The 26,037-nt window shown below is 62.2% G+C and carries 23 protein-coding genes; 9 read left to right on the top strand and 14 right to left on the bottom strand.

Annotation, left to right across the window (positions count from 1 at the left end; translation table 11 throughout):
- Positions 1–102: 102 nt before the first annotated feature.
- The 13 genes from B9Z34_RS11930 to B9Z34_RS11870 all read right to left on the bottom strand — a co-directional run bounded on the left by B9Z34_RS11930 (position 103) and on the right by B9Z34_RS11870 (position 14,523).
- Entirely contained in the window at positions 103–933 is an 831-nt protein-coding gene (locus B9Z34_RS11930; protein ID WP_108428343.1) for an urease accessory protein UreD, read from the bottom strand.
- A gap of 19 nt (positions 934–952) precedes the next feature.
- Positions 953–1,720, bottom strand: a complete 768-nt coding sequence (locus tag B9Z34_RS11925; RefSeq protein ID WP_108428342.1) for an ABC transporter permease — start codon at positions 1,718–1,720, stop codon at positions 953–955.
- A 14-nt stretch (positions 1,721–1,734) separates the two neighbouring features.
- Positions 1,735–2,553: an ABC transporter ATP-binding protein gene (locus tag B9Z34_RS11920; protein ID WP_108286289.1), complete on the bottom strand. Its 819-nt coding sequence runs from the start codon at positions 2,551–2,553 to the stop codon at positions 1,735–1,737.
- Positions 2,554–2,708: 155 nt separating this feature from the next.
- Positions 2,709–3,743 carry an ABC transporter substrate-binding protein gene (locus B9Z34_RS11915; protein WP_108428341.1) on the bottom strand — a complete coding sequence of 345 codons (1,035 nt, stop codon included), beginning with the start codon at positions 3,741–3,743 and terminating at the stop codon, positions 2,709–2,711.
- A gap of 249 nt (positions 3,744–3,992) precedes the next feature.
- On the bottom strand, positions 3,993–6,293 hold the full coding sequence (locus tag B9Z34_RS11910) for an NADP-dependent malic enzyme (protein WP_108428340.1): 2,301 nt from the start codon (positions 6,291–6,293) through the stop codon (positions 3,993–3,995).
- 263 nt (positions 6,294–6,556) lie between these two features.
- Positions 6,557–8,038, bottom strand: a complete 1,482-nt coding sequence (locus B9Z34_RS11905; protein WP_108428339.1) for a nucleobase:cation symporter-2 family protein — start codon at positions 8,036–8,038, stop codon at positions 6,557–6,559.
- 193 nt (positions 8,039–8,231) lie between these two features.
- The gene (locus B9Z34_RS11900; RefSeq protein ID WP_108428374.1) at positions 8,232–9,083 is read right to left on the bottom strand and encodes a phytanoyl-CoA dioxygenase family protein; all 852 of its coding nucleotides are present in this window, start codon (positions 9,081–9,083) and stop codon (positions 8,232–8,234) included.
- Between the two features lie 51 nt (positions 9,084–9,134).
- On the bottom strand, positions 9,135–9,407 hold the full coding sequence (locus B9Z34_RS11895; protein WP_108428338.1) for a type II toxin-antitoxin system RelE/ParE family toxin: 273 nt from the start codon (positions 9,405–9,407) through the stop codon (positions 9,135–9,137).
- The gene (locus B9Z34_RS11890; protein ID WP_108428337.1) at positions 9,404–9,631 is read right to left on the bottom strand and encodes a ParD-like family protein; all 228 of its coding nucleotides are present in this window, start codon (positions 9,629–9,631) and stop codon (positions 9,404–9,406) included. The genes B9Z34_RS11895 and B9Z34_RS11890 overlap by 4 nt, the downstream gene beginning before the upstream one ends.
- A gap of 93 nt (positions 9,632–9,724) precedes the next feature.
- Positions 9,725–10,990: an ArgE/DapE family deacylase gene (locus B9Z34_RS11885; RefSeq protein ID WP_108428336.1), complete on the bottom strand. Its 1,266-nt coding sequence runs from the start codon at positions 10,988–10,990 to the stop codon at positions 9,725–9,727.
- Positions 10,987–12,762: a 2-oxo-4-hydroxy-4-carboxy-5-ureidoimidazoline decarboxylase gene (gene uraD, locus B9Z34_RS11880; protein WP_108428335.1), complete on the bottom strand. Its 1,776-nt coding sequence runs from the start codon at positions 12,760–12,762 to the stop codon at positions 10,987–10,989. The genes B9Z34_RS11885 and uraD overlap by 4 nt, the downstream gene beginning before the upstream one ends.
- Before the next feature lie 129 nt (positions 12,763–12,891).
- Positions 12,892–13,842 (bottom strand): allantoinase PuuE, encoded by a 951-nt coding sequence (gene puuE / locus B9Z34_RS11875; RefSeq protein ID WP_108428334.1) that lies wholly within the window; start codon positions 13,840–13,842, stop codon positions 12,892–12,894.
- Positions 13,843–13,857: 15 nt separating this feature from the next.
- Positions 13,858–14,523 (bottom strand): GntR family transcriptional regulator, encoded by a 666-nt coding sequence (locus tag B9Z34_RS11870; RefSeq protein WP_108428333.1) that lies wholly within the window; start codon positions 14,521–14,523, stop codon positions 13,858–13,860.
- A 170-nt stretch (positions 14,524–14,693) separates the two neighbouring features.
- Here B9Z34_RS11870 and uraH point away from each other — a divergent pair, with 170 nt between their 5' ends.
- The 6 genes from uraH (at position 14,694) to B9Z34_RS11840 (ending at position 22,053) form a co-directional block, all read left to right on the top strand.
- The gene (gene uraH / locus B9Z34_RS11865; RefSeq protein ID WP_108428332.1) at positions 14,694–15,047 is read left to right on the top strand and encodes a hydroxyisourate hydrolase; all 354 of its coding nucleotides are present in this window, start codon (positions 14,694–14,696) and stop codon (positions 15,045–15,047) included.
- Between the two features lie 216 nt (positions 15,048–15,263).
- Positions 15,264–16,736, top strand: a complete 1,473-nt coding sequence (gene xdhA / locus B9Z34_RS11860) for a xanthine dehydrogenase small subunit (protein WP_108428331.1) — start codon at positions 15,264–15,266, stop codon at positions 16,734–16,736.
- Complete coding sequence (gene xdhB, locus B9Z34_RS11855) at positions 16,737–19,097, top strand: xanthine dehydrogenase molybdopterin binding subunit (RefSeq protein ID WP_108428330.1); 2,361 nt, start codon at positions 16,737–16,739, stop codon at positions 19,095–19,097. It abuts the gene before it with no gap.
- Between the two features lie 75 nt (positions 19,098–19,172).
- Positions 19,173–19,355, top strand: coding sequence for a hypothetical protein (locus tag B9Z34_RS11850; RefSeq protein WP_108428329.1), 183 nt, complete (start codon positions 19,173–19,175; stop codon positions 19,353–19,355).
- Positions 19,356–19,471: 116 nt separating this feature from the next.
- Positions 19,472–20,707 (top strand): MFS transporter, encoded by a 1,236-nt coding sequence (locus tag B9Z34_RS11845; RefSeq protein ID WP_108428373.1) that lies wholly within the window; start codon positions 19,472–19,474, stop codon positions 20,705–20,707.
- A gap of 119 nt (positions 20,708–20,826) precedes the next feature.
- Positions 20,827–22,053 (top strand): MFS transporter, encoded by a 1,227-nt coding sequence (locus tag B9Z34_RS11840; protein ID WP_108428328.1) that lies wholly within the window; start codon positions 20,827–20,829, stop codon positions 22,051–22,053.
- Positions 22,054–22,074: 21 nt separating this feature from the next.
- Here B9Z34_RS11840 and B9Z34_RS11835 read toward each other — a convergent pair whose 3' ends face one another.
- Positions 22,075–22,596, bottom strand: coding sequence for a hypothetical protein (locus B9Z34_RS11835; protein ID WP_108428327.1), 522 nt, complete (start codon positions 22,594–22,596; stop codon positions 22,075–22,077).
- Positions 22,597–22,703: 107 nt separating this feature from the next.
- Here B9Z34_RS11835 and xdhC point away from each other — a divergent pair, with 107 nt between their 5' ends.
- From xdhC to B9Z34_RS11820, 3 genes are all read left to right on the top strand, one after another.
- Complete coding sequence (gene xdhC, locus B9Z34_RS11830; protein ID WP_108428326.1) at positions 22,704–23,501, top strand: xanthine dehydrogenase accessory protein XdhC; 798 nt, start codon at positions 22,704–22,706, stop codon at positions 23,499–23,501.
- A gap of 201 nt (positions 23,502–23,702) precedes the next feature.
- A complete protein-coding gene (locus B9Z34_RS11825; protein WP_108428325.1) occupies positions 23,703–24,914 on the top strand; it encodes a urate hydroxylase PuuD in 1,212 nt (403 codons plus the stop codon).
- 137 nt (positions 24,915–25,051) lie between these two features.
- On the top strand, positions 25,052–26,035 hold the full coding sequence (locus B9Z34_RS11820) for a tripartite tricarboxylate transporter substrate binding protein (protein ID WP_108428324.1): 984 nt from the start codon (positions 25,052–25,054) through the stop codon (positions 26,033–26,035).
- The last annotated feature ends 2 nt before the right edge of the window (positions 26,036–26,037 follow it).

Raw genomic sequence — 26,037 nt, 5'->3', positions numbered from 1 at the left:
GGTGACGAAAACTTGATGAAGTCGTGTGTGACGAAAGCATGATCAAGTTGGGGGGTGACGCGGCGGGGCGGCCGATTCGGCTCCAGCACGGAGCCGCTGAATTCACATATTCCACAACCGGGGCACCGCCCCTGGCAATCCCCACATCTCATGTCGCCACGCCGCCCACACTTGCCGCAGCAGTTGCATCGCAGGCTCGGTGACGGGCGACAGCACCCGCAGCACGATGACTTGCTGGTGTGGCGATGTGGCACCTGCCGTCAAGCGCAATGACGATGCCTCTAGCAAATCACGGGCGCAGGCCAAGGCGCGTTCGCTGCGTTCAGCCGCAATGGCGCTGCCCGCCGCAAACACCAGCGTGGCCATGCAGCGTTGGCCGGCCAGGCCCAATGGGCTGACCATCAATCGGGTGTCTGTGGCGCTGATGGTGCCGCGCTCCAGCCACACGCCTGGAATTTCCAGGTGCTGGCGGAAGGTGCCTTGGGCAAATGGCAGGTCGGCGGCGGGCAGGCCGAGCGCCGTGATGTCCCAGGTGATCAACTCGGCACCAGGGGCGAGTTCAAAAACTGCGCGGTTGAGGGCATCGCAGCCGTTGTAGGCAATCGCCTCTAAAGGCAACCATTCGAGTCGTGCGCCAGACGCCAAACGCGCATGCACTTGTTGCGTGGCCAGCCCGGCTTCAGACCGGTAAAAGCGCGTGGCACCGGGTGTGGTGACCAAACCGTGGGCACCTTCACCCACGGTGACGTGCATGTCAAGTGTGTCACCACCCACCAGGCCGCTGGGCGGGTGCACCAGCACGTTGTGGCAGACCGCATCGCCTTCGGGGTAGAGGCTTTGCAGGATGCGCAGTGGCCCGTTATGCAGGTAGCGGGCCACGCTGCGATCGGATTCGCGCGTGTAGTCCAGCTGCAGGCTGGCGAGCCAGCTCATGCGCTCACCCGCAAGCCGTTCATTCGCCTTGCGAACCGCGGTGCGCCCAACCGGTGGTGTGTTTTTCGATGGCGCTGAACAGCTCGTACATGATCATGGCCATGGCCCCGACCACCACTAGACCGGAAAACGCCAGACCCATTTGCATGGCCGAGCCGGCTGAGATCAGCAGGTAGCCAATGCCTTCGTTCGAAGCCGTCATCTCGGACACGGTGGTGCCCACAAAGGCCAGCGTGATGGCTACTTTGAGCGAGCCATAAAAGTAAGGCATGGAGCGGGGCAGGCCGACCTTGACCAGCACGTCCCAGCGCTTGGCACCTAGCACGCGCAGCACGTCTTCCAGCTCAGGCTCCAGCGTGGCCAGGCCGGTGGCGATGTTGACCATGATGGGGAAGAAGCTGATGAGGAAGGCCGTGAGGATGGCAGGGCCGATGCCGATGCCGAACCACACCACCAGGATCGGCACAAAGGCCGCTTTGGGCAGGGCGTTGAAAGCGGTCATGAGCGGGTACACGGCGGCATAGGCCAGGCGCGAGCTGCCGATGATGAAGCCCAGCAGCACGCCCACCACAATCGCGATGCCAAAGCCCACCATGGTCACCCAGAAGGTGCGCCAGGCGTGACCGGCGATCACGTCCTTGAATTCGATGGTTTGCTGCGCGATGCGCGAGGGGCTGGGGAAGACGAATTCCGAGACGTTGAAGGCGCGGCACAGTCCCTCCCAGATCAGGATGCTCAGCACCAACAGGGCCCAGGGTGCCCAGCGTTCGAGGGTTTTGTTGTTCATGAATCGGCTCCCGCTCATTGGTTGATCGCTGCACCGGTCTTGCGCATGGCACCGATGTGGCCGCGCAACTCGTGCACGATGTTGGTGAATTCGGGGGTGTAGGTGATCTCCAGGTCACGCGGGCGAGGCAGGTCGATCTCGCGCTTGACCACAAAGCGGCCGGGGCTCTTGCTCATCACGTACACCGTGTCGGCCAAAAACACCGATTCGCGCAGGTCGTGCGTGACCAAAATGACGTTGAACTTTTGCTCGGTCCACAGGTCGCGCAAGATGCACCAGAGTTCTTCACGGGTGAAGGCGTCCAGCGCTCCGAAGGGCTCATCCAGCAAGAGCATTTTGGGTTCATGGATCAGGGCGCGGCAGATGCTGGCGCGTTGCTGCATGCCGCCCGACAGTTGCCAGGGGAATTTGTCTTCGTAACCGCCCAGGCCCACCGTGTTCAGCAGCTTGCGGGCGCGTTCCACGTATTCGGCCTTTTTTTGCTTGAAGTTGGAGCGGTAGGGCTCCACGATTTCCAGCGGCAGCAGCACGTTGTCGAGCGTGGTGCGCCACGGCAAGAGCGAAGAGGCCTGAAACGCCATGCCACTGATCTTGAGTGGGCCGGTGACGGGTTGTCCATCCACCAGGATGCGGCCTTTGCTGGGCATCTTCAGGCCAGTGGTCAGCTTCATGAAGGTGGACTTGCCGCAGCCCGAGGGACCGACGATGGCAATGAACTCACCTTGCTTGACCTGCAAATTGATGTCTTCGACCGCGAAGTGGTTTTGCGCCAGCAACTCGTCGTTGTAGGCCAGCCAGACATTCTGGAAATCAACGAATGCGTCTTGGGACATGGTGTGACTTTGAAATGGTGTTCGAGCGTGTATACACGTGCGGCTTGGCAAAAGCCCACAGACGCGTTGCACACCCCAGTGGGCTCGCAGCGCCGAGTGGAAACCGCTCAGCGCCGAAAGCTTCCGGCCGCACAGGGCCGCCGGAAGCTGTGGACTTACTTCTTGGGCTTGGGCAGGATGTCCAGCTCTTTGGCCGAGGGCAAGAACGAGCCGTTCCAGATGTCTTCGGACTTCACGCGGGTCTTGGTGTTGAAGGCGTCCGACACTTGCGAAGCCATCAGTGTCATGCGAGGGCCGTTGATCTGGCCAAAGCCTTCGGCGCGGGCCGAGGGGCTGTTGATCACGGTGTCGATGGCCAGCTGCAGACGGCGGGTTTCGAGTGCCACGTTGATGATGCCGTCGCGGGCCTTGACCGATTCAATGGCTTTGGCCGGGTCAGCGATGACTTCTTTGGCGCCCTTGGCGAAAGCGCTCAGGAAGGCTTTCACGGCGGCGGGGTTTTCCTTCAGGATCTTGGGCGAGGCGATGATGGCGTTGCCATACAGCTTGACGCCAAAGTCGGGGTACTGCATGACCACCACGTCTTCGGCTTTCACGCCACGCGCTTCGATGTTGAGCAGCGAGGTGAAGGTGAAGCCGGTGATGGCATCCACGTCACCGCGCACCAGCATGGTCTCGCGCAGTGGGGGGTCCATCGCGGTCCATGTCACGTTGCCGATGCTGTTGGCTTTCTGGAAGATGGGGAAAGCGCGGCGGCCTGCGTCAAACACGGGCGCGCCCATTTTTTTGCCAGCCAAGTCGGCGGGGGTCTTGATGCCGGACTTCTTCAGCGCCATGACCGAGGCGGGCGTGTTGTTGTAAACCATCATGATGGCCACCGGCTTGTTGGGCGCATCGGGGTTGTTGGCGTGGAACTCCATCAGGGCGGCCAGGTCGGCAAAGCCCAGGTCGTAAGTGCCCGAAGCCACGCGGGTGACCGCGCCACCCGAGCCGTTGCCCGAGTCCACCGTCACGTCGAGTTTGGCGTCCTTGAAATATCCCTTGGCCGCAGGCAGCAAGAAGAAAGCCGAAGGGCCCTCAAAGCGCCAGTCGAGTTGGAACTTGATGGGGGTGCTTTGGGCTTGGGCCAAGCCAAAAGAGGCAACAGCAGCCAAAGCGGCCGTGGCCTTGAGTAAGAAACGCTTGTTCATGGGTGGGCTCCAGGGTCAATAAACGGTGAATCTTGTCTAGCAAAATCGGTGCCATTATCGACCAAGGTGCTGACGGGCCGTGTCAGGTCCATCCCCTAGGAATCCCCACTTTTGGTGCCAGTCGGACCGGCTGGATGCACCAAAATGAGGCCTTTTGTTCGGGCTGAAGCCATTTGCGCACAGAGCCACCTCAGTGGGGTGGCCCAGCGGTGCAGCAAGCTGTGCTTTTGAAAGGCTTGGGCAGAGGCGTCAGCGGTGCGCTTGCGCCACCGCCAAGGCGGTCATGTTGAGCACGCGCCGCACGGTGGCCGCAGGCGTCAGGATGTGCGCCGTGGCAGCCGTGCCCATCAGGATCGGGCCCACCGTGACGCCGCCGCTGGTGGTGGTCTTCATCACGTTGTAGAGGATGTTGGCCGCATCCAGGTTGGGGCAGACCAACAGGTTGGCCGAGCCGGTGAGGCTGCTGTCTTCCAGGTAGGCGCTGCGGATCTCGGGCTGAAGGGCCGCGTCGCCATGCAGCTCGCCGTCGCACTCGATGTCGGGGTGCTGCGCCACGAACAGGTCACGTGCCAGGCGCATCTTGCGGGCGGACGCCCGCTTGGACGAGCCGTAGCTCGAATGCGAGAGGAAAGCCACCTTGGGCACGATGCCAAAGCGCTGCACTTCCTGGGCGGCCATCCAGGCGATTTCGGCCAGTTGTTCGGCGCTGGGGTCTTCATTGACATAGGTGTCGGTGACGAACAGCGGCCCCTGGTTGGTCATGAGGGCGTTCACGGCGGCGTAGTTGCCCACACCCGCCCGCTTGCCCAGGATGCTGTCAATGCGCTCCAGGTGCGTCATGTAGGTGCCAGCCAGGCCGCAAATCATCGCGTCGGCATCGCCCAGCGAGACCATGAGAGAGCCGATGATGGTGTTGGAGCGGCGCACCGCTGCCTTGGCCACGGCGGGCGTGGCGCCGTTACGCTTCATCAGCTGGTGGTAGTGCTCCCAGTACTGGCGGAAACGTGGATCGTCTTCGGGGTTCACGTTGTCCACGTCCACGCCCAGGCGCATGCGCAGCCCGGCTTTTTCGATGCGGGCGGCGATCACACCGGGGCGACCGATCAGGATCGGGTGGGCCAGCTTGTCGTCAATGGCCATCTGGGCAGCACGCAAAGCGCGTTCGTCTTCGCCGTCGGCATAGGCCACGCGCTTGGCGCCTTGGGGCACGGCCTTGGCGGCGTTGAAGATGGGGCGCATCAGGATGCCGGTTTGCGTCACAAAGCTTTGCAGCTGCTGGCGGTAGGCGTCCATGTCGGTGATCGGGCGCGTGGCCACGCCCGAGTCAAAGGCGGCCTGGGCCACGGCGGGGGCGATGCGCAGGATCAGGCGCGAGTCAAACGGCGTGGGGATCAGGTAGTCGCGGCCAAAAGACAGCTCCTTGCCCGCATAGGCGCTGGCCACTTCTTCGCTGATGTCGGCCTTGGCCAGGTCGGCAATCTGGCGCACGCAGGCGAGCTTCATGGCCTCGGTGATCTTGGTCGCGCCGCAGTCCAGGGCCCCCCGGAAGATGTAGGGGAAGCACAGCACGTTGTTGACCTGGTTGGGGTAGTCCGAGCGGCCGGTGGCGATGATGCAGTCCGGGCGGGCGGCCTTGGCCAGCTCGGGGCGGATTTCGGGCTCGGGGTTGGCCAGGGCCAGGATCACCGGGTCGCGGGCCATGGTCTTGATCATGTCCACCGTCATCACGCCAGGGGCCGAGCAGCCCAGGAACACGTCGGCCCCGTTGACCGCATCGGCCAGGCTGCGGGCCTCGGTCTTTTGTGCGTAGCGGGCTTTGGACTCGTCGTAACCGCCGGGGCGGCCTTCGTAGATCACGCCTTTGGAGTCGCACACGTAAATGTTTTCGGTCTTCACGCCCAGGCCCACCATCACGTCCAGGCACGCGATGGCGGCTGCGCCCGCGCCCGAGACGGCCAGCTTGATGCTGCTGATGTCCTTGCCCACCAGCTCCAGGCCGTTGAGCATGGCGGCCGAGGCGATGATGGCCGTGCCGTGCTGGTCGTCGTGGAAAACCGGAATGTTCATGCGCTCGCGCAGCTTCTTCTCGATGTAGAAGCACTCTGGCGCCTTGATGTCTTCGAGGTTGATGCCGCCCAGCGTTGGCTCCATGGCCGCTATGATCTCCACCAGCTTGTCCGGGTCGCGCTCGGCCAGCTCGATGTCGAACACGTCAATGCCCGCGAACTTCTTGAACAGGCAACCCTTGCCCTCCATCACGGGCTTGGCCGCCAGCGGGCCGATGTCGCCCAGGCCTAGCACAGCGGTGCCGTTGGTGATCACCGCCACCAGGTTGCCGCGAGAGGTGAATTCGGCCGCCTTGGACGGGTCGGCTTCGATGTCCAGGCAGGGATAAGCCACGCCAGGCGAATAGGCCAGCGACAGGTCGCGCTGGTTGGACAGGGGTTTGGTCGGGTTGACCGAGACCTTGCCGCGTGTGGGAAAGCGGTGGTAGTCGCGCGCGGCGTCGCGCAGGGCTTCTTCGGCGGGGGAAAGTGGTTTTGGGCTCATTGTTCTTGTCTCGGTAGATCAAATGAAGAGAGGGTTGCCGTGAAAGCGTAACCTATTTGAGCGCCGTTTCAGGCTGTGGATTACCTGCATAAAAAGCAAAAAGCCAAGCACCGTGCTTGGCTTTTGCGAGACAAATGTCTGTCATACCCGGCATGACCGGGTATCCATCTGCACCGAAGGCATGGCCCCCCGATCAAGTCGGGGGTGACAATTGCGCGTCATACCCGGCTTGACCGGGTATCCATGTCTTCAGGCGATCGTCTTCAATGCGAGTCGGCGTGTTTGGCCGCTTCGATGGCCTCGCTGCTGTCGCCCTTGGAGCCGTTGAAGTACAGGTTCAACAACACAGCGCTGATGGAGGCCAGCAAGATGCCCGACTCGATCAGCGGGTGGATGCTGTGCGGCATCCACTGCAGGTAGCGCGGCGCGATCAGCGGGATCATGCCAAAACCGATCGAAATCGCCACGATGAACAGGTTGTTGCGGTTACCCTTGTAATCCACGCTGGCCAGAATCCGGATACCGGTGGCGGCCACCATGCCGAACATCACCAGGCCCGCACCGCCGAGCACAAAGGTGGGCAGCGACTCGACCAAGGCTGCCATCTTGGGCAACAGCCCCAGCACGATCAGGATCACGCCGCCTGCCACGCAGACGAAACGGCTCTTCACGCCCGTCACGCCCACCAGGCCCACGTTTTGCGAGAAGCTGGTGTAGGGGAAGGTGTTGAAAATGCCGCCGATCAGCGTGCCCAGACCATCGGTGCGCAGACCAGCCGTCAGCATTTTCTGATCGACTTTTTTGCCGGTCAGATCGCCCAAGGCGAGGAACATGCCGGTCGACTCGATCATCACCACGATCATCACCAGGGTCATGGTCAGGATCAGGATGGGGTCAAAAATGGGCGTGGCAATTTCAAAGGGCAGCACCAGATCGAACCAGCCTGCTTTGCCGACTTTTTCGAAGCTCATGAGGCCAGCAGCCGTGGCCACCACGCCGCCGACCACGATGCCCAGCAGCACCGAAATATTGGCCAAAAAGCCACGGGCGTACTTGGCGATCAGCAAGATGGACACCAACACAATGGCGGCGATGCCGATGTGCGAGAGCTGGGCGTACTTGGGGTTGGGCACCGAGCCTACGATGTTCATGCCGGCAGGCACCGGGGGCACCGCGCCCGTGCTGGCCGCTTGTTTGGCGGCTTCCAGCCAGGCCAGGTGTTCCGGGTTGGGGATGCTGGGGGCTGTGGGGCCGAAGGGGTTGCCAAAAATCCAGTTGATGCCCACGCGCATCAAGCTGATGCCAATGACCGCAATGATGGTGCCGGTCACGACAGGCGGGAAGAACCGCAGCATGCGGCTCACGATGGGCGCAATCAAGATCGATATCACCCCCGCGCCAATGATGGCGCCAAAGATCAGCCCCGCGCCTTGAACGCCCGGGTTGTTGTTGGCCATGGCCACCATGGGGGCCACAGACGCAAAGGTCACGCCCATCATCACGGGCAGCTTGATGCCAAACCACTGCGTGGCACCCAGCGACTGGATCAGGGTGACCAGACCGCAGCAAAACAGGTCGGCCGAGATCAGCATCGCCACTTGCTCGGGGCTCAGCTTGAGGGCGCGGCCCACGATCAGGGGCACCGCCACCGCGCCGGCATACATCACCAGCACATGTTGCAGGCCCAAAGCGGCGAGCTTGCCATTGGGCAATTTCTCGTCCACGGGGTGGATGGTTGAACTCATGGAGAGGTCTCCTGGAAAGTAAACAGAGGGGAAATCCGCAAAGAAGCTAGATGTGTGCTTCTTTGTGTTCTAAACTGTATACAAAATAAGAGGCGGTGTGATGCGTGAAAACCCTGTCTTTGTCCAGGCTCCGTCTCGTCTCCCCAATCCTCTGTTCGGGGAAAGTCGCCAAAAAGATTTCAGCCAGGGGGACTCAGACCGCCATCAAAGGAAACAGCGGGTGGTCCATCGGTACCCCAGCGGGCAGTTCCTGGTCCAGCCCGGGGAAGGGCGGCGAGGTCACCCAAGGCCGTGGGGCGTGGGTCATGTCGTCGCCCAAAAAGCGCACCGAATACACGCGTCTGCGGCGGGTTCCGTCCACGCCTGCTGAGGCATGAAGGCTGAGCATGTGAAAACACACCAGATCGCCCGGCTGCAAGTCCCAGCCGAGGATGGGGAAGTCTTCGCGGTGGTTGTCGATGTCGGGCAACTCGGCCAGCGAGCCTTCGGGGAACCACTTAGCCTGGTTCGTCATGAAGGTGCGCGGCATGAGCCAGGGGCCACGGTGTGAGCCCCCGATGAACTCCAGCGTGGAAGCGCGGGGCACCGGGTCCACCGGAATCCAGAAACTGATGTTTTGCAGACCGTCCACGTTGTAATAGGGCTGGTCCTGGTGCCAGGGCGTGCGCTGGCGTGTGCCGGGCTCCTTGACCAGCAGGTGGTCGTGGTACAGGCGCACCGTGGTGCTTTGCATCAGGCGCTGCGCCAGTGCGGCCAGGGGCGTGTCGAAGATGAAGCGCTTGAACTGGGGGATGTCCTGCCAGTTGCAAAAGTCCTCAAAAAAGCGCCCCGGGTCGTCCGGCCGACTGGCCACCATGCCGCGCGGGCTGGGGTGGGCCAGGTTGGCCTCGATGCCATCCCGCAGCAGGGCCACTTCTTCGGGCGTGAACAAGTTGCGGATGCACACCGCGCCATCGCGCTGGTAGTCGGCCACGTCCTGGTCGCTGGTGCAGGCCTGCACGCGATGGCGCAGGGTTTCAAGTTCGATGGGGTACGCAGTGGCCATGTTCAAAATCAAGGCAAAAAATTCATTGAAAAAGTATGAAGGCCTGCGCCATCAGCGTTTGAGTTTTTGATAAAAATTTTCGTGAGAGCCCAAGAGTAAAAGCATCCGTGTGCCAGGGTCGTACTCATAAGCCAGGAGCATCAGTTGTTGCTGGCTTCGGTATTTGTAGACGAACACACCAGACAAATCTCCCTTTTTAGGCTCACCCAAGGCCGGGTCGGCCACGATCGCCACCACTGCATGGTCGGCATCCGCTTGTTGTTGTGTGTGCAGTTTTTTGTACGCCCTGGCAAAAGCGGCGCTCTGCAGAACTTGCACGCTCATGTGTTGCCGGACTGGGGCACAAACGGGGTGGCCAGCAGGGGGCCTTCGGCTCGGGCGACCATGAGTTCGCGCACAAAATCGATGGGCAGATCGGGGTTGTCCAGCGCGGCTTTGCCGACCATCGCCCAAAATTCAATTTGTCCTGCGATGGTGCGGCGCTCGGCGCTGGCGTGCGCTTTGGCTTGTTCGTAAAGCGCATCGTCAATGCGTACAGGCATGCCCATGTGATTCACCTTGAAGTTGATTGCTACAAATGTAGCAGGGTCGGGGATTCAAGGTCAAGTGGTTTGGACAGCGGCGCGTTGGCACCGCTGCACTCAAGCCAGCAAATCCAGCAACGTGCGTGCTATCACCTTGGTCGCACGGCGCAGGTCTTCCAGTTGCACATGCTCGTCGGCACGTTTGGCGTTGGACTCGCGCACGGTGCGGGGGCCGGCACCGTAGATCACGCCGGGGATGCCGCGCTCCACATACAGGCGCACGTCGGTGTACAGCGGCGTGCCCAAGGCAGAGATGGCTTCGCCGAAGACTTGTTCGCCGTGTTTCTGGATGGCGCTGACCAGCGGCTGGTTGCCGGGCAGGGGCTTCATGGCGTTGGCCAGCAGCATGCGGCGCACGTCCACTTGCAGGCCGTTCCCGCCGCGTGGGGGCTTGAAGCTGGCAGCGGCGTCGGCAATGGTCTGACGGATGCTGGCTTCGACTTCTGCCGGGTTCTCTTCGGGGATCATGCGGCGGTCGAGCTTGAAGCTGACTTTGCCGGGCACCACGTTGGTGTTGGTGCCGCCTTCAATCAGGCCCACATTCAAATAGGGGTGGCTGATGCCTTCCACCTTGGACGTGACCTTCAGGTATTGCGTGTTGAGGGCGTGCAGGGCGTTCAGGATGTGCACCGCGCCTTGCAGCGCGTCGGTGCCGCTGTCGGGAATGGCGGCATGCGCCATCTCGCCATGCACCGTCACTTCCATTTGCAAGCAGCCGTTGTGCGCGGTGACGACCTGGTAGGAAAAGCCTGCCGCGATCATCAAATCAGGCTTGGTGAGGCCTTTGGCCAGCAGCCAGCCGGGGCCCATTTCGCCGCCAAATTCTTCGTCGTAGGTGAAGTGCAGTTCCACACCACCTTTGAGTGGGGCCTTGAGTGATTCGAGCGCCCGCGTGGCAAAGGTGAAGGTGGAAAAGTCGCACTTGCTCACGGCGGTGGCGCGGCCGTACATCGCGCCGTTGTGGATTTCGCCGCCGTAGGGCGGGTGGGTCCAGCCTTCGCCGGGGGGCACCACGTCGCCGTGGGCGTTCAGGGCAATGATTTTGCCTTCGCCGTATTTGCGGCGCACGATCAGGTTGGTGATCGACTCCAGGCCGTAGGCTTTGACTTCGGAGGCGGGTACGGGGTGTTTTTCGGCCTCAAAGCCCATGGGCTTGAGCAGTTCAGCGGTGCGCTCGGCGTGCGGCGCGTTGTTGCCCGGTGGCGTATCGGTGGGCACTTGCACCAGTGCCTGCAGGAACTTGACCTGCTCGTCAAAGTGCGCGTCGATCCAGGCGTCGAGTTGTTGGTATTGTTGTTCGTGGTTGACGTGGGGTGCGCTCATGACAATTCCTGAGAGAGTTGGTTCAAAACATGGGTGAAGGCGTCGACGCACAGCTGCATGTCGTCGCTGGTGGTGGATTCGAGCGGGTTGTGGCTGATGCCTGCGTTTTCGCCGCGCACGAACAGCATGGCCTGCGGCATGACTTCGTGCAGCTTCATCGCGTCGTGGCCTGCGCCGCTGGGCAGTTTGAACAGCGGCACGCCCAGGGCGCTCACGGCGCGTTCCCAGCGGGCTTGCCACTCGGGGGCGCTGGGCGCGGCGGCCGCGCTCATGGTCATTTCGGCTTTGACGCGAACACCCCGGCGCTCGGCAATTTGGTCGAGTTGCGCCATCACATCCGCCACCAGTGCGTCGCGCTGTGCATCGGTAGGGGCGCGCATGTCCAGACTGAACAGGCAGCGGCCCGGTACCACGTTGATCGAACCATTGGGCACTTGCAGCTGGCCGATGGTGGCGACGCTGTCACCGTCTTGGGCGGCGCGTTGCTCCATGTACAGCGCCAGTTCGGCCACGGCGCAGGCCGCGTCGCGGCGGCGGTCCATAGGGGTGGTGCCTGCGTGGCTGGCCGTGCCGATCACTTCGCACAGGTAGCGAACGCTGCCGTTGATCGACGTGACCACACCCAGCGGGATGTTCACCTCGTTGAGCACCGGGCCTTGCTCGATGTGGACTTCGACAAAGCCCAAATACTGCGCCGGGTCGCGCTGGATTTTGGGGATGTCGTCGATGTTCAAGCCCGCGTGCTGCATGGCCGCGCGCATGGTGATGCCGTCGGCGTCTTGTTGGTCCAGCCAGGCGGGATTGAACTGGCCAATGAGTGCGCCCGAGCCCAGGAAAGTGGCTTTGTAGCGCTGGCCTTCTTCTTCGGCAAAGGCCACGACCTCGATGCCGAAGGGCAGGCGCTTACCTTGTTGGTGCAGCTGTTGCACGCATGCCATCGGCACAAAGATGCCCAAGCGTCCGTCGTACTTGCCGCCGTTGCGCACGGTGTCGTAGTGGCTGCCGGTCAGCAAATATTTCCCGCCAGCAACAGCCGGGTGGTAGCGGCCCACCACATTGCCCACGGCGTCGGTATAGACCTCGTCAAAACCGCAGTCGCGCATGTTTTGCGTGATGCGCTGGGCGCAGGCGCGGTGCGCGTCGGTGAGGTAGGTCACCGTGAGCTGGCCCGCTTCGGCAAAGCCTGGGTCAGAGTGCTGCGCGAGTTGTTCTTGCCAGTCCCAGACCTGGTGGCCGAGTGTGGGCTCCACGCCGAATTTGTCGTTCAGGCGGATCTCGACGATGCGGTGGATGTTGCGCAGGCACTCGGCCAATTCAAAGTCAGGGTGGCCGTGCAGGCGGCGCTCGAACGCGTCGATGATCTGCTGCTTGTTCAAGCCCAGGCCACGCGGGCCGCGCACGGCCAGGATGAAGGGCCAGCCGAACTTGGCGTTGTAGTCGGCGTTGAGCTTCTGGATCTTGGCGAACTCATCGGGCGTGCAGTCGGTCAGGCCCGCCTTGGTTTGTTCGTTGGTGGACTCTGCGGTGAGGGTTTTGCTGACCATGGCCTTGCCCGCCAGCTCGGGGTGGGCGCGGATCAGGCCCAGCTGCGCGTCTCGCCCGGCCTTGGCCAGCACTTCGCACATGGCGTGCTTCAGGTGGGCCAGCGAGGAGAAGGGGCGCTGCGCCAGCGCCTGCTCGGCGATCCAGGGCGAGTGCTCGTACAGGCCGTCGAGCATCTGCGCGGCATCGTGATGGCTGGCGCTGTTGAGTTTTTCAAGCGTGATCGGCATGTCTGTCTCTCTAGGAGGCCGCCCCTGCGGCCGAAACTGGGTTATGGATGCAGGAGCGCGCCCTGGTGCGCGAAGATTCGGCCGCAGGGGCGGCCTCCCACAAAGACAAGGGATGTTTTGTCAAAGGATTCAGCCCTGGAATGGGTGCGTCGCCTTCCAGTGCCGCGCAATGTCGATGCGCCGCGCCACCCAGACCTTGTCGTGCGACTGGATGTGGTCCAGAAAGCGCTGCAGCGCGGTGATGCGCCCCGGGCGACCGAGCAGGCGGCAGTGCATGCCGATGCTCATCATCTTGGGCGCGTTCTCGCCATTCGGGTCACCCTCGGCGTACAGCGCGTCAAAGGTGTCCTTCATGTACTGGAAAAACGGGTCGGCGTGTGAATAGCCCTGGGGCAGCGCAAAGCGCATGTCGTTGCAGTCCAGGGTGTAGGGCACGATGAGTTGCGGCGTATCGGTGCCGTCAGATTTGCGCACCTTCATCCAGAAGGGCAGGTCGTCGCCGTAGTAGTCGCTGTCGTACTCAAAGCCACCGTAGTTGGCCACCAGGCGGCGCGTGTTGGGGCTGTCGCGCCCGGTGTACCAGCCCAGGGGCCGCTCGCCCGTGAGCTTTTGCAAAATGTCCATCGCTTCGGCCATGTGGGCGCGCTCGGTGGCTTCGTCGATGTTTTGGTAATGGATCCACTTGAGGCCATGGCAGGCGATGTCGTAGCCCAATTCCTTGAATGCGGCGGTCACGTCGTCGTGCTTTTGCAGCGCCGTGGCCACGCCGAACACGGTGAGTGGCAGCTTGCGTTTTTCAAACTCACGCAGGATGCGCCACACGCCCGCACGGGAGCCGTATTCGTAAATGCCTTCCATGCTGATGTGCCGCTCGGGGAATGACGCGGGGTTGAACATCTCGGAGAGAAATTGCTCTGAACCCGCATCGCCGTGCAGCACCGAGTTTTCGCCGCCTTCTTCGTAGTTCAAGACAAACTGCACCGCCACGCGGGCGCCGCCGGGCCACTTTGCGTGCGGCGCATGGCGGCCGTAGCCCTTCAAGTCGCGGGGGTAGGGGAGGGTGGAGTCGTAGGTGCTCATGGTCGTTTTCAAGCTTCAGGCCAGGGCCAGAGAAATGTCGTGGGTGGGCACTTTGCGGTCAAAGGTCAGGCTGGCTTCGACGTGCAGCAGGTGTTCGTGCATCAGGCGCACGGCCAGGTCCGAGTCTTGTGCTTCGAGCGCGGCCACGATGGCCACATGCTCGTCGGTGGAGTGCTCGGCTTCGTTGCGCGACTGGTACATCAGCGTGATCAGGGCGCAGCGCGAGATCAGGTCGCCCAGCACCTGGGCCAGCACGTCGTTGTTCATGAGTTCGGCCATCCGCACATGAAAGTCGCCCAGCAACTCGGTACGGCCCGTGATGTCGCCCTGCGTCACGGCTTCGCGTTCTTGCTTGATGTGCTCTTTGAGCGCTGCGATTTGGTCAGGCGTGACCTGCTGCACAAAGGCGCGGGTCATCTCGGCTTCGAGCATGCGGCGCACGGCAAAGACCTGTTGCGCTTCTTCGACCGAGGGGGCGGCCACAAAAGCGCCGCGTGCAGGCTCCAGCCGGATCAGGCGGTTTTGCGACAGCTGAAACAGCGCCTGGCGCACCAGTGTGCGCGACACGCCGAAGTGGTCGGCCAGCTTTTGTTCGGCCAATTTGGAGCCGGGCAACAGCCGATGCTCCACGATGGCGCGGGTCAGCGATTCGACGATGTGGTGCGTGGTGGAGGTTTCCATGTCTCGCGGTCCCTTTGGGGTGTTTGCCCAGGTGTTTTTATGTCTTGGTCGCAAATGATAGCCACCAAAATCAAAATTGTATACACTTCGGTCGACCGGATTGGGAGGGGTTTTTCAAAGCCTTGCCACAACCACCTTTTTGAACCCCATTCAAGACAAGCGAGCACACCATGGGATTGAGCACACACGTTCTGGACACCATGCACGGCTGCCCCGCTGCGGGCATGCAGGTGTCCCTGTACACGACGCAAGGCGATCAGGCCACCTTGGTCAAAAGCTTCACCCTCAACCACGACGGCCGCAACCCCGACGGCATGCTCTACGACCATGCCAGCCTGCGCAAAGGCACTTACCGCCTGGTCTTCAATGTGAGCGACTACTTCAAGGCCAAGGGCGTGGAACTGCCCGAGCCCAACTTCTTGAACAAAGTCAGCCTCGACTTTGGCGTGGCCCACGAAGACCAGCACTACCACGTGCCCCTGCTGGCCAGTCCGTGGAGCTACTCGACTTATCGCGGCTCATAAAACAATCGGGATCTGACCCCCATTAAGCTTGTCATGCCGGACTTGATCCGGCATCCATGCATGGACCCCGGATCAAGTCCGGGGTGACAGAATCATCGTTTGAGGTCAGACTAATTGGGGTCAGATTCCGATTAATCCGTCGAAAAGCCGCCCAGCGAAGGCCCCGGTTCCTTAAAATCGGGGCCTTACCGTTTATTTACCCCCACCCCCCGCACCATGACCCAAGTCACCAACACCGTGCGCTTTGTGCTCGACGGCCGCATCGTCGAAGCCCAAGGCGAGCGCCGCACCACCACTGTTCTGGACTATTTGCGCGAGCAACTGCACCGCACCGGCACCAAGGAGGGCTGCGCCGAAGGCGATTGCGGCGCTTGTGTGGTGATGGTGGGTGAACTCAACGCCGCAGGCACGGGCGTGGACTATGTGGCCACCAACGCCTGCATCCAGCTGTTGCCCTCGCTGGACGGCAAATCGGTCAAAACCGTCGAGAGCCTGAAAAAAGCCGACGGCACGCTGCACCCGGTGCAGGAAGAAATGATCAAGTGCCACGGCTCGCAGTGCGGCTTTTGCACGCCGGGCATCGTGATGAGCCTGGTGAACCTGGTGCAGGTGCTGCCCACGCCCAATCGCCAGCAGATCACCGATTCATTGAGCGGCAACCTGTGCCGTTGCACCGGCTACAAGCCGATCATCGATTCGGCCACCAAGGCCTGCGCCAAGCCCGAGGCGCTCAAGCTCGACGACAGCGCCGATGTGCCGCTGCTCAAGGAAATCCAGCGCGCCAGTGTGCCCACGCTGAGCCTGGACGGCGACATCATCGTGCAGCCGGTCGTGCGCACCCGCAAAGGCAACGAGTTTGTGTCGCCCGCCACCCTCGCCGAAGTGGCCGACTATCTGGTCAAGAACCCCAGCACCACGCTGTTGGCGGGCAGTACCGAAATCGGTCTGCAGGTCAACAAGCAGTTCAGCCGTCCCGAGCACATCATGTATTTGGGCAACGTCAAAGAACTGCGCCAAGTGACCGAGACCGCCAGCGCCTGGCGCATTGGCGCGGCCGTGTCGCTGTCGCAGGTCGAAGCGCTGGTGGCCCAGGCTTACCCCGACTTCACCGAGGTGTTGCGCCGCTTTGGCTCGCCGCCCATCCGATCCACCGCCACGCTGGCGGGCAACATCGCCAACGGCTCACCGATTGGCGACACCATGCCTTGCCTGATGGCATTGGGTGCCAGCTTGGTGCTGCGCCGGGGCGACAAGACCCGCAAGGTGCTGCTGGACAACTTCTACACCGGCATGAAGAAAAACGTGATGGAGCCCGGTGAGTTCATCGAAGCCATCGAATGTCCGAAGCCCGTGGCTGGCCAGGTGTTCCGCGCCCACAAGGTGAGCAAGCGTTTTGAGCAAGACATTTCGGCCACCTGCGCAGCCATCAGCTACACGCTGCAAGGTGGCAAGTTGAGTGGCGTGAAGCTGGCCTACAACGGCCTGGCCCCATCGCCTTGCCGCGCGCCCAAGCTCGAAGCCGTGATGGAAGGCCGTGCGCCTGGTGACGTGAAAGCGGCCGATCTGGACGCCGCGATCGCCGCCAGCTTCACCGCCCGCGACGGCCTGCGCGCCACTTGGGCCTACCGCGCCCTGGTCGCCCGCAACCTGGTGCTCGAATTTATCGAAGAACAGAAAGAGGTGGCTTGAATGAACGCTCCTACCCCCATCAAGAACCTGTTGCCCGCATCGGGCGTTCAGCAGGGCACGGACGTCGTTCACGAGTCTGCGCACCTGCACGTCACGGGCTCGGCCACCTACATTGACGACATCCCTGAGCACGCAGGCACTTTGTACGCCGCGCTCATCCTGTCGCCCGTGGCCCATGGCGAGTTGATTGGCGACGGCATCGACCGCGCAGCCATCTTGCGTGAGCACGGCGTTGTCGCGGTCTACACCGCCAAAGACATTCCCGGCGAAAACAACTGCGGCCCCATCGTGCACGACGATCCTTTCCTCGCCGCTGGCAAGGTCGAGTTTGTCGGCCAGGCCGTGGCCGTGGTCGTGGCGCGTGAAATGCTTTACGCCCGCGAAGCCGCCAAAAAAGCCAAGGTGCTGGTGAAAGAGCTCACGCCCATCTTGACCATCGAAGAAGCCATGGCGGCGGGCAGCTTCATCATGCCGCCCAAAGGCATCACGCGTGGTGACGCCGCTGCCGCCATTGCCAATGCGCCCCACAAGATCAAGGGCAGCACCAACACCGGCCAGCAAGAGCAGTTCTATCTGGAAGGCCAGATCACTTACGCGGTGCCCAAGGAAGACGGGCAGCTGACCTTGTACGTGTCGACCCAGCACCCCGATGGCAACCAGCGCGAAGCCGCGCACGCCCTGAACCTGCACACCAACGATGTGGAGGTGATTTGCCGCCGCATGGGTGGCGGCTTTGGCGGCAAAGAGGGCAACGCCAGCATCTTCAGCCAGAGCGCCGCCTTGGCCGCGCACAAGCTGGGCAAGCCCGTCAAGCTGCGTGTGAACCGTGACGACGACATGACCATCACCGGCAAGCGCCACGATTTCCGCATCGACTATGAAGTGGGCTTTGACGACAACGGCCGCGTGCTGGGCGCCGACATCACGCTCATGTCGCGCTGCGGCTACAGCACCGACTATTCAGGCCCCGTCAATGACCGCGCTTGCCTGCACATCGACAACACTTACCACCTGCCCGCGCTCAAGTTGGTCAGTCACCGCTGCAAAACCAACACCCAAAGCGCCACCGCATTCCGGGGCTTTGGCGGCCCACAAGGCATGTTCGGCATCGAGACGGTGATGGACGAGATCGCCATGACCTTGGGCAAAGACCCCCTGGAAGTGCGCAAGCTCAACCTCTACAAAGACCCCGCCATCAGCGGCACGCCCGACACCATGACCACCCAGTACAACCAGCTCATCGAAGACTGGGTGGGTGACAAGGTGATCGACCAGGTCGAGCGCGAATCGAACTACGCAGAGCGTCGCGCTCAGGTGCAGGCCTTCAACGCCAAGAGCAAGACCCGCAAGCGCGGTTTGGCCTTGGTGCCACTCAAGTTCGGCATCAGCTTCACCGCCACGCACTTGAACCAAGGCGGCGCGCTGCTGGTGGTTTACATGGACGGCTCGGTCAGCTGCAACCACGGCGGCACCGAAATGGGCCAGGGCCTGAACACCAAGATGGCGCAGGTCTGTGCCGATGGTTTGGGCATCAGCGTGGACCATGTGCGCATCACCGCCACCGACTCGCAAAAAGTGCCCAACGCCTCAGCCACCTCGGCGTCGAGCGGTGCCGACATCAACGGCGCAGCCATCATGAACGCCACTGCGCAAATGCGCGAGCGCTTGAAGCCTGTGGCCGCCCGCATGCTGGGCTGCGCAGCCGATGAAGTCAGCTTCGCGAACAACCAGCTGCACGGTGGCGGCAAGTCGGTCAACTGGTCGGACGTGACCAAGCAGGCTTGGCTCGACCGCGTGGGCCTGAGCGTCACCGGCTTTTACATGACGCCTGAAATCAAATACGACTTCACCACACTGAACGGCCGTGCTTTCTATTACTACTGCTACGGCGCTGCCGTGAGCGAAGTGGAAATCGACACGCGCACTGGCGAGTGGTGGCTGAAAGCCGTGGACATCGTGCACGATGTGGGCCGCAGCATCAACCCGGCCCTGGACAAAGGCCAGATCGAAGGCGCGTATGTGCAGGGCATGGGCTGGCTCACCATGGAAGAGTGCATCTGGGACAAGAAAGGCAAGCTGCTCACGCACGGCCCCAGCACTTACAAAATCCCGGTGGCTGGCGACATTCCCGAGCACTTCAAGGTGTCCCTGTTCGACAACGCCAACATCAAACCCACACCGTTCAACAGCAAGGCCACGGGCGAGCCGCCGTTGATGCTGGGCCTGTCGGCCTTCTTCGCCTTGCGCGATGCGGTGGCTGCCAGCGCCAACCACAAGGCGGTGGTTTACATGGACGCCCCGGCCACACCCGAGCGCATCCTGATGGCCTGCGAAAAAGCCAAGGCCACTGCAGGGCTGTGAGGGCCTGAACAGGATGCCTGAAGCGTTTTCAGGCATCCTTTCACTTTGATCCCAATAGCCCACAGGAGCAGGCCCATGTCAGACGATCCACGGTGCTGCGGCACTGGCACTTGCATCATCAATGCCGAAGGCCTTTGCTGGTGCGGCCAGCGTTGGGATGGCGAGAAGATGTGCTTCATGCCCGAGCCTGCGGCGCAGCCCGACCGCCCAGCCAAGAGCGACACCATCCTTCAGTCGCCTCGCCCCGGGCAGGATTGAGCGCATGAGCGGCCTGCACCCGAGCCCGGCTGCTGTGCGCTGTTTCCACCCACTTTGTTTTGAGCAGGGTCACGGCTGTGAGTCAGGCCGCATCGACTGCTGAACCGTCACCCGCCATGCACTGGCGCGACCCGTTCCGGGTCCGGAGTTTCCGTTTTCAGTGGCCTGCCGACCTGGCCACCTCCTGGGCTTTCGAGATGGAGTCCATCGTGCTGGGCTGGTTCATCCTGGTCGAGTCGGGCTCGGTCATGATGCTGGTGGTGTTTGGCTCCCTGCAGTACCTGGGCTCTTTGGTCTCGCCGCTGTTTGGCGTGGTGGGCGACCGGCTGGGTTACCGCCGCATGCTGGTTCTGTCGCGTACCCTCTATGCAGCGCTGGCCGCCACCTTCATGCTGCTGGCCTGGGGGCAGGCCCTCACGCCCATGACGGTGCTGCTGATGGCCGCTTTGGCCGGGCTGGTGCGGCCGTCGGACATGATGATGCGCAACGCGCTGATCGCGCAGACCTTGCCACCCCGGCATTTGCTGGGGGCGCTGGGCATCTCCCGCATCACCTCGGATTCGGCCCGCATCGCGGGGGCACTGGCGGGCGCAGGGGTGGTGGCCTGGCTGGGCATGACCTGGGCTTACGCCCTGATCACCGCGCTCTACACCCTCAGTTTTGTGCTTTCGCGCGGCGTGTCCGATGGGCCTGCGCCAACAGCCACCAAAGATGCCCCGCGTGTGTCGCCCGTGCGCGATTTGCAACTGGCTTTTGGCTATGTGTGGACGCGCCCGGTGCTGATGGCGGCCATGGCGCTGGCGTTCCTGGTCAACCTGCTGGCCTTTCCTTTCTCTTTGGGCTTGCTGCCCTATGTGGCCAAAAACATTTACCTGACCGACCAGACGGGCCTGGGCTGGCTGGGTGCGAGCTTTGCCTTCGGAGGTCTGGTCGGTTCGGTGGTGCTGAGTTCGCACCGCTTTGCGTTTCGCGCTGCGCAAACCATGGTATTGGCGGGGGCGGTGTGGTTTGCAGCGGATGTGATGTTGGCTTTCAGCACGCATCTGGGGGTGGGCATGGGCTTGCTGTGGGTGGCGGGCCTGGCACAAAGCTTGTGCATGACGCCGCTGGCGGCCGTGATGCTGCGTGTGACCGAGCCTGCCTACCGGGGCCGGGTGATGGGCATGCGCATGCTGGCCATTTGGGGCTTGCCTTTGGGCTTGTTGCTCTCGGGCCCGCTGATCGACCGCTGGGGCTATGCCGCCACGGCAGGCTTGTATTCGGCGCTGGGCCTGCTGCTGACGGGGGCCATGGCGGTGTACTGGCGGGCACACATCTGGGACGCCAAAGCCCCTGCCAATGCGTCTTTGTGAATCGAGGGGCATCTGCAGCCATGTGACCAAGGCGACAGCGTGCCAAAGCGCTTGGTTGCACAGTGCGGGTGCATGTTGGCCCGGTTGACCGCATCCCGGCCCGAAAGCTGGAACCGACCATGACGACCTTGACCTCTTCTGCCGCCCCTGTACCCGAACAAGCCGCCGACCACCCTCGCTTGGTGCGGGGCTTGCTCAACATCGCGCACGCACTGGACCATTTGTTCTTGTTGATCTTTGCTGCAGCGGTCAGCACCATCGCCCTCGACATGGGCCTGGCCCAATGGCAGGACCTCATGCCCTATGGCGCGGGTGCGTTTTTCATGTTCGGTCTGGGTTCTTTGCCTGCCGGGCGCTTGGGCGATTTGTGGGGTCGGCGCAGCATGATGCTCATTTTCTTTTTTGGCATCGGTGCGGCCTCCATCCTCACGGCTTTTGCGCAAACGCCCTGGCAGCTGGCGGCCAGCCTTACGCTGATCGGCGTGTTCGCATCCATTTACCACCCGGTGGGCATTCCCATGCTGCTCGAGCGTGCGTCCAACCCGGGCGCAACCATTGGCTTCAATGGCCTGGCCGGTAATTTGGGCGTGGCGGTGGCCGCTTTGCTCACGGGTTTTTTGATCCAGTGGCAAGGCTGGCGTGCGGCCTTTGTGGTGCCCGGCGTGGTGGCCCTGGTGTGCGGATGGCTGTTTGCCCGAAGCTGCCCGCAAGAGCTGTCGTCACCCGCCAAGCGCAAGGGCGGTGCCAAGGTCACCCTGCCCGCCCCGATGTTGGCGCGTGCGCTGGTGGTCATGACGGCCGCGGCCATCACCAGCAGCGTGCTGTTCAACTTCACGACCAACGGCAACGGCCCCTTGCTGGCCGAGCGTTTTGCGGGCGTGATGGAAGACCCGGCCGCCTTGGGCCTGCTGCTGGCCGTGGTCTATGCCGTGGCCTCAGTCGCCCAGGTGGTGGTGGGGCACCTGATCAACCGCTTTCCGCTCAAACGCTTTTTCATGTTCATGGTGATGGCGCAGATCCCCATGCTGGTGCTGGCCTCGCAGGCGCAGGGCTGGTGGCTGTTTGCCGCCCTGATCGGGGTGATGGTGTTCATCTTCGGGGCCATCCCGTTCACCGATTTCATGATCGCCCGCTATGTGGACGACCGCCTGCGCTCGCGTGTGTCGGGCATGCGCCTGGGCGTGTCGTTCGCGGTCAGTTCCCTGTCGGTCTGGGCCTTGGGGCCGGTGGTCAAGGCCATGGGCTTTGGCCACTCGCTTTTGTTGCTGGCTGGTTTTTCAGTGACCACCACGCTGATTCTGACCTTGCTGCCCGGTGCGTCGCACGAGCAGACGTCGGGGGTTTGAAGCGCTCAGCCGATCAAGGCGTCAGTCCTGCCCCTCGGTCAGCGTGTCGAGCTGGAACTTGCCGCTCTTGTGCCACAGCCACACATCGGTGTAGGTGACCTGGCTCATGTGTTTGGGCACAGGGTAGGGGGCGGACGCTTTGACCATACGTTCGATCTCTGCCATGACATGGGGCACATGCTTGGGCGCACGCATCCAATTGACCGCCTTCACCGAGCCTTTGTGGTCGATGTCCACATTCAGCACGCCCACGGCTTCGAGCAGTGGCGGCATGCGGCCTTTGTAGATGCGGTGCGCGTGCATGCCATAGAGGTGGCCTGCAGCATCTTTTCGGTACTCTTTGCTGTTGCGGGCCAGCGATGTGGGGCCTGTGGGGGCAGGGACGGGTTCAGGCGCTTTCGCTGCCGGGGGCGGCGGGGGTGGAGGCGTCACGGCAGGAGGCGGTGTGCTGCAGCCGCTCAACAAACCCAAGACCGCTGTACCCAAGCCCAACAAGGCGGTGGTGACTTTGTGGTGAGTGGTAGGAATCCAGCGTGTGGTCATGGTGAGCCCTTGTCCTTGGCATACTCTGTGGTGGCCGTGATTGTGGCATTGAGTCGGCTTGGTGGGCAAGCCAACAGCGACCCTTTTCTTTGAATGGACCCCAAAGCGTGAACTGGATTGAGAAAGCCCTGAAGCGGTTGAACAACGACAAGGCCGTGGTAGTGCGTGTGCAAGCCGTGCAGGGCTCTGTGCCGCGTGGACCCGGCACCAGCATGTTGGTCTTTGCGCAAGGCGAGGAGGGCACGATCGGTGGCGGGCATCTGGAGTTCCAGGCGTTGGCGCACGCACGGCGTTTGTTGACCGGGCAAACAGAACAAACTGCCTTGCGCCAGGTCTTGGGCCCCAGTTTGGGGCAGTGCTGCGGCGGTGCGGTGGACTTGGTTTTTGAGCGGGTGGGCCGCGACGATGTGGCGCGTTTGCGCACGCAGTTGGTGCCACCGCGCACCCCGCTGGCGCTGTTTGGCGGTGGGCATGTGGGCAAAGCGCTTGTCAAGACCTTGGCCCCTTTGCCTTTTGCCGTGCGTTGGATCGACAGCCGCGACGAAATTTTTCCGCCCGATGTGCCCGATGAAGTGGCATGCGAGCATTCCAACCCGGTGCAGGCTGCCGTGGCCGATTTGGTCCCGGGCAGTCGGGTGTTGATCATGAGCTTCAGCCACGCCGAAGACCTGGACATCGTGGTGGCCTGCCTGAAGCGCCTGCGCGCGAGAGGTGATCTGCCATTTGTGGGCTTGATTGGCAGCCAAACCAAATGGGCCACCTTCCGCCACCGCCTGGAAGACCGTGGCTTCACGGACGAGGAAATTTCGCGCATCACTTGCCCGATTGGGGTGCCGGGCATCACGGGCAAAGAACCCGAAGTCATTGCCGTGGCCGTGGCGGCACAGCTCTTGCAGCTGGGTTGAGGATTCGGCATCGAGGCTGACGCATGCGTGTGGTGCTGGTTTTCCCTAGGCACTGAAAGGTGCAGCGCACTGGATTCGGACCTTTAAACTGTATACACTTCGGTGCACTGGTCGCAGCGGCGCAGGTTTCTCCGGAAACATGTTCGCGACCGAATACCCGCTCACAGGGCCCGCGGTGGTGAGGGGGTTGGAGATTCCTTCATGGAAACGTATCTGCTGGAATGGGCCAATTTGTTGTTGCGATGGGTGCATGTCATCACCGCCATCGCCTGGATTGGCTCCTCGTTCTACTTTGTCTTTCTGGACAACAACCTGCAAAAACCCAACTCGCCCGATCTGCTCGAAAAAGGTGTGGGCGGTGCCATGTGGGCGGTGCACGGCGGCGGTTTTTACAACCCGCAAAAGTACATGGTGGCCCCGAAAAAGATCCACACCAAGCTGCACTGGTTTTATTGGGAAAGCTACTCCACCTGGCTGAGCGGCTTTGCGCTCTTTACGGTGCTGTACCTGTACAACGCAGGCACCTTTCTAATCGACAAATCGCTGATGGACTGGACCCCTGTGATGGCCGGATCGGCCGCGGTGGGGATGCTGGTGGCCTTTTGGTTTGTTTACGACATCGTGTGCCGTGTCTTCGGTTTCCGCAAAAACGGTGAACTGATCGTGGCGGGCTTGATGATTGTGGTGGTCGGCTTTTCATCGTGGCTGGCCAATGAGTTATTCGCAGGCCGCGCCGCCTTCTTGTTGGTGGGCGCGATGATCGCCACCGCCATGAGCGCCAACGTGTTTTTCTGGATCATCCCCGGCCAGCGCAAAGTGGTGGCCGCCATGACCAGCGGTGAAGCCTACGACGCCAACGCCTTGGCCATTCACGGCAAGCGCGGCAAGCAGCGCAGCGTGCACAACACTTACTTCACGCTGCCCGTCATCTTTGCGATGCTGAGCAACCATTACAGCTTTTTGTACACGCACGAACACCGTTGGGTGCTGCTGTTTGTGATGATGTTGGCGGGCGCACTGATCCGTCAGTTCTTTGTGCAGCGCCATGCCTTCCACCTGGGCCGCGCAGGCAACCCCTGGCCTTTTGCGGCCGTTGGCGTGGTGCTGATTGCGGGTGTGATCGTGGCCTTGAAACCTGCAGCGCCCAAAGTGTCGGCTGCTCCTGCTGCGCCTGTGGCGTTTGCACAGGTGCAAAGCCTGGTGAGCCAGCACTGTCTGACCTGCCATGGTGCGCAAGTGCAAATGAAAAACGTGCGCCTGGACAGCCCCGAGTTGATCAAACAGCATGCGCAAAACATGTACCAGCAAGTGGTGGTGACCAAGCAAATGCCCATGGGCAATACCACGGGATTGACCGAAGAAGACCGCGCATTGTTGAGCCGCTGGTTTCAGGCGGGGGCCCGTTTGGATTGAAGGCGGACGGCTGGCGAGGCAGTCGCCAGAGTTACTGGTGCTATGGTTGACCCTATTGGTATGACGTTCGAATGGGTATAAATTTTGATGCAGCAGGCCCATTCGGGCCCGGCTGTTCAAATCAAAAGGAGACACCCATGTTCAATCGCTCGCGTCGTACTTTGGTGGCCAGCGCTGTTGCTGGTCTGGCCTGTTTGGCAGCTGCCCTGCCTGCTGCAGCACAAAACTATCCCACACGCCCCATCACCATGATCGTGCCCTGGGGCGCAGGCGGTGGCACCGACGCCGTCGCCCGCATCGTGGCCAGTTTGCTCGAAAAAGACCTGGGCCAACCCGTCACGGTGGTCAACCGCACGGGTGGCAGTGGCGTGGTGGGCCATGCGGCCATTGCCTCGGCACCCCCTGATGGCTACACCATCGGTCTGGCCACGGTCGAGATTGGCATGATGCATTGGCAAGGCCTGACCCAGTTGACAGGTGCCTCCTACACCCCCATCGGTCTGGTCAATGCCGACCCGGCAGGCATTCAGGTGCGTGCGGACGCGCCTTATAAAAACGTGAACGATTTGCTGGCCGCCATCAAGGCCAACCCCGGCAAGTTCAAGGCATCGGGCACGGGTCAGGGCGGCATCTGGCACCTGGCGATTGCCGGCTTGTTGCTGGACCAGAAAATCGATCCTGCGGCGCTGCCCTGGGTGCCCAGCAACGGTGCCGCGCCTGGTCTGCAGGACATGGTGGCCGGGGGTGTGGAAGTCGCGCCTGTCTCCTTGCCTGAGGCGCGTTCGCTGATCGATGCGGGCAAGGTCAAGAGCCTGGCCATCATGGACGCCAAGCCTTCGACGCTGTACCCCAATGTGCCTACGCTCAAATCGGTCACCGGCAGCAACTGGACCATGGCGGCCTGGCGCGGTGTGCTTGCGCCCAAAGGTTTGCCCGCACCCATCCAGACCAAGCTCGCTGAGGCGGTTCGCAAAGCTGTGGCCAGCAAGGAGTACAACGACTTCATGAGCAGCCGTGGCTTGGGCGTGATCTATGGTGGACCGGATGAGATGGCCAAATTCATGGCCAAGTCGGACGCCGAAATGGGCGTCACCATGAAGGCTGTGGGTCTGGTCAAGTAAGC

Source organism: Limnohabitans sp. Hippo3, from assembly GCF_003063665.1.
Classification (GTDB): Bacteria; Pseudomonadota; Gammaproteobacteria; order Burkholderiales; family Burkholderiaceae_C; genus Limnohabitans_A.
The sequence above is the reverse complement of the archived record's forward strand: the minus strand, read 5'-3'. Positions and strand labels throughout refer to the sequence as shown.

Coding starts and splice junctions, on each gene's coding strand:
- B9Z34_RS11845 (WP_108428373.1), top strand. CDS start 19,472: ATGCACTGGCGCGACCCGTTCCGGGTCCGGAGTTTCCGTTTTCAGTGG.
- B9Z34_RS11870 (WP_108428333.1), bottom strand. CDS start 14,523: ATGGAAACCTCCACCACGCACCACATCGTCGAATCGCTGACCCGCGCC.
- B9Z34_RS11920 (WP_108286289.1), bottom strand. CDS start 2,553: ATGTCCCAAGACGCATTCGTTGATTTCCAGAATGTCTGGCTGGCCTAC.
- B9Z34_RS11905 (WP_108428339.1), bottom strand. CDS start 8,038: ATGAGTTCAACCATCCACCCCGTGGACGAGAAATTGCCCAATGGCAAG.
- B9Z34_RS11825 (WP_108428325.1), top strand. CDS start 23,703: ATGGAAACGTATCTGCTGGAATGGGCCAATTTGTTGTTGCGATGGGTG.
- B9Z34_RS11925 (WP_108428342.1), bottom strand. CDS start 1,720: ATGAACAACAAAACCCTCGAACGCTGGGCACCCTGGGCCCTGTTGGTG.
- B9Z34_RS11890 (WP_108428337.1), bottom strand. CDS start 9,631: ATGGGCATGCCTGTACGCATTGACGATGCGCTTTACGAACAAGCCAAA.
- B9Z34_RS11900 (WP_108428374.1), bottom strand. CDS start 9,083: ATGGCCACTGCGTACCCCATCGAACTTGAAACCCTGCGCCATCGCGTG.
- B9Z34_RS11930 (WP_108428343.1), bottom strand. CDS start 933: ATGAGCTGGCTCGCCAGCCTGCAGCTGGACTACACGCGCGAATCCGAT.
- B9Z34_RS11840 (WP_108428328.1), top strand. CDS start 20,827: ATGACGACCTTGACCTCTTCTGCCGCCCCTGTACCCGAACAAGCCGCC.
- B9Z34_RS11835 (WP_108428327.1), bottom strand. CDS start 22,596: ATGACCACACGCTGGATTCCTACCACTCACCACAAAGTCACCACCGCC.
- uraD (WP_108428335.1), bottom strand. CDS start 12,762: ATGCCGATCACGCTTGAAAAACTCAACAGCGCCAGCCATCACGATGCC.
- B9Z34_RS11820 (WP_108428324.1), top strand. CDS start 25,052: ATGTTCAATCGCTCGCGTCGTACTTTGGTGGCCAGCGCTGTTGCTGGT.
- B9Z34_RS11885 (WP_108428336.1), bottom strand. CDS start 10,990: ATGAGCGCACCCCACGTCAACCACGAACAACAATACCAACAACTCGAC.
- B9Z34_RS11910 (WP_108428340.1), bottom strand. CDS start 6,293: ATGAGCCCAAAACCACTTTCCCCCGCCGAAGAAGCCCTGCGCGACGCC.
- puuE (WP_108428334.1), bottom strand. CDS start 13,842: ATGAGCACCTACGACTCCACCCTCCCCTACCCCCGCGACTTGAAGGGC.
- B9Z34_RS11915 (WP_108428341.1), bottom strand. CDS start 3,743: ATGAACAAGCGTTTCTTACTCAAGGCCACGGCCGCTTTGGCTGCTGTT.
- xdhA (WP_108428331.1), top strand. CDS start 15,264: ATGACCCAAGTCACCAACACCGTGCGCTTTGTGCTCGACGGCCGCATC.
- B9Z34_RS11895 (WP_108428338.1), bottom strand. CDS start 9,407: ATGAGCGTGCAAGTTCTGCAGAGCGCCGCTTTTGCCAGGGCGTACAAA.
- xdhB (WP_108428330.1), top strand. CDS start 16,737: ATGAACGCTCCTACCCCCATCAAGAACCTGTTGCCCGCATCGGGCGTT.
- uraH (WP_108428332.1), top strand. CDS start 14,694: ATGGGATTGAGCACACACGTTCTGGACACCATGCACGGCTGCCCCGCT.
- B9Z34_RS11850 (WP_108428329.1), top strand. CDS start 19,173: ATGTCAGACGATCCACGGTGCTGCGGCACTGGCACTTGCATCATCAAT.